This window comes from Veillonella ratti (genome assembly GCF_003992115.1).
GTDB classification, from domain to species: Bacteria; Bacillota; Negativicutes; order Veillonellales; family Veillonellaceae; genus Veillonella_A; species Veillonella_A ratti.
Window position 1 is genome coordinate 1 of record NZ_RQUX01000041.1, and the last position, 2,495, is coordinate 2,495.

Genomic DNA, 2,495 nt, shown 5'->3' on the forward strand with positions numbered 1-2,495 from the left:
ACCCAGGAGAGATTCGAACTCCCGACCTTTTGATTCGTAGTCAAACGCTCTATCCAGCTGAGCTACTGAGTCATATGTAATTATCAAGTTGTGTAGTGAGCAAAAATGGTGACCCAGGAGAGATTCGAACTCCCGACCTTTTGATTCGTAGTCAAACGCTCTATCCAGCTGAGCTACTGAGTCATAAACTTGCCACTCGAATATAATACCATAATACGCTATTCATTGCAAGAGAAATTTTTCGTATATTTTACAATTCCTCAAGAATAGAACGAGCGACCTTGCGGCCGCCTTCTATATTATGGATGGCAGGGGCAGTAGGACTTGAACCCACAACCAACGGTTTTGGAGACCGCTACTCTACCAATTGAGCTATACCCCTATGTAGTACCAAGTCACACTTGATACTAAAATATAATACCAAATATTGAGGTAAATGTCAAACCTAATTTTAACTAATATATTTCTCGTAAAGATAAAGTAAACTATGGTCCATTAAAAAAGCGCTTTTATGAGCATCTCGTAATTTGCAATATTATTTTCGTGGAATGGTGACAGCGTTCCTAAATACTTACGATTATGCAGCTCATGATAGTCTTTTTCCTTATCATAAGCATAAATGGCGTTAATTAACGCATCAGCTCCGGCATAAGCATCAAATTGATCGTAGTAAAACCCGATGTTTTCCTTTTTTAAATATTCGGAGTTATGAACAAGCGGGTATCCTCCATAAAGAGCTTCGTAATAAAGATAATTGAGCCCGCATTCCCACTGGAATGCTAAGACGATGTCTGTATATTTTCCTAAAAATTCCGGTGTCATAAAGCGAGCTTCTACAGACATGATATTCTGTCTTACCAAATCGGTAAAGCCGATAAAATTGTAAAAGGCGTGGACGTTCTTTTTATCAACCGTACCACATAGATATACATGCTTCAGTAGATTTTTATTGCGACGATATACTTCTTCGGCAATTAATATGGGGGTCATGCAATTTTTTAGAACAGAAATATTAGGTTCCATCACTGCTACACGGCGTTGCTCCGGATCAATAGGATTATAACCAAATATACCTTCCAAGCTCAGCTCTTTTATCTTTGTATCAATAAATAGCGGGCTCCACAAATGTGGAACCTCATAAACCGGTGCCCGTGTAATGATTTCCACATAGGGTTTATTCGTTTTCATCAGATGCGGTGCAATCCATACGGCATCATACCGTGTTCCGTTAAAAGCTCGCCCGCCCTGTTCGGCATGAACGAATTTTTCCATATCCATGATAAAATCATTGCCCATGCGATACGATATGATTCTGGCCCCTTGGGCACGAAAAGCACGGCCGATAGCCGGTTCTAATGCTAAAGTACCTTCTATGAGCAAATCCGTCTTATTGAGTACTTCATGGTATTCGTAGTACTTTACATTAAAACCTTGGAATTGACTGGGAAGGCTCGTTAATTCATTTCCCCAATACACGAAATAGACCTCGTTGACGAATTCTATCTGCTCTAGACAGAGTTTTAAGAAAAACATATTTTGGCCTGCCCCATTCGACCAAATATGCTGATAGGAATCCCCCCAAAAGAAGGTAATTCCTATGTTTATCTTTTTCTGCATGACTACCCCTCTTCCCGATTCGGTATTATTGTATTAAACCGGTTAAAATATCAATTATACATAGATATTGAAAACTCATTTCAAGGAAATGATAACATAGTTTAGAGGATGGTACAAGGTGAGAGGGTAAAATTGTAGGGTCTAAACGCATTGCTGCGCTTTAGGGACTTTTTAAGTGCTAAGAGGGCTAGAGGGAGAAAGCTCTATTGATTTAGTGCGTGGCCGCATTGCTGCGCTCGCTACGGTAGAGAGAGTTAGTAACGCAGGGAACTATGCGCCTGTTCAGCGACTACCTATCATTCTCGCTATCGCTCGAAAGAAAGTGATGCAATACGATTTGCGCGTCGCTTTGCTCCTTCAAATCGTTTGCCCTACTTTTCCCAGTGCCGCTTATTGTACCTTTACCGTACTGCACACCTCTACAATATTGGCTGGAATCTGGCCTGGTGAGGCACGTAGTGACTCATCAGTAAAATGCAAAAAGGCCATGCCTTTCGGCATGACCTTTTGCATTTCTTAATCAGCGACTACCTATGTGTTCCCAGCTGTGGATTCTTCTTCGCAGAATCTTACGCTGGGAACTACGCGATTCACTCAAGTTTGTGCGTCACTTCGTTCCTTCAAACTTGGTTCTCTGCGTATCCCAAGGCCAAGGCCTGGTCGGATAGGTAGTCAAGACAATAAAAAAAGACACACCTTTCGGTGTGTCCTTTTAGTCAATCAGCGACTACCTATCCTCCCAGGCCGCTTCCAGCCAAGTACTTTCGGCGTATACGAGCTTAACTACTGTGTTCGAGATGGGAACAGGTGGATCCTCGTAGCTATCGCCACTGAATTTGTCAGAGCTTGTACTCTGAAAACCACATAGAAGTGTAGAT

General features: G+C 41.8%; 1 protein-coding gene, 2 tRNA genes and 1 rRNA gene. All 4 read right to left on the bottom strand.

Annotation, left to right across the window (positions count from 1 at the left end; all coding sequences use genetic code 11):
* Positions 1 to 106: 106 nt before the first annotated feature.
* The 4 genes from EO124_RS10090 to rrf all read right to left on the bottom strand — a co-directional run bounded on the left by EO124_RS10090 (position 107) and on the right by rrf (position 2,452).
* A tRNA-Arg gene (locus tag EO124_RS10090) sits at positions 107 to 183 on the bottom strand.
* A 123-nt stretch (positions 184 to 306) separates the two neighbouring features.
* Positions 307 to 382, bottom strand: a tRNA-Trp gene (locus EO124_RS10095).
* A gap of 113 nt (positions 383 to 495) precedes the next feature.
* On the bottom strand, positions 496 to 1,617 hold the full coding sequence (locus EO124_RS10100; protein ID WP_127059401.1) for a DUF2827 family protein: 1,122 nt from the start codon (positions 1,615 to 1,617) through the stop codon (positions 496 to 498).
* Between the two features lie 718 nt (positions 1,618 to 2,335).
* A 5S ribosomal RNA gene (gene rrf / locus EO124_RS10105) occupies positions 2,336 to 2,452 on the bottom strand.
* Positions 2,453 to 2,495 lie beyond the last annotated feature (43 nt).

Excerpts from the sequence above, each read along its gene's own strand:
- EO124_RS10100 (WP_127059401.1), bottom strand. The coding sequence starts at position 1,617 with ATGCAGAAAAAGATAAACATAGGAATTACCTTCTTTTGGGGGGATTCC.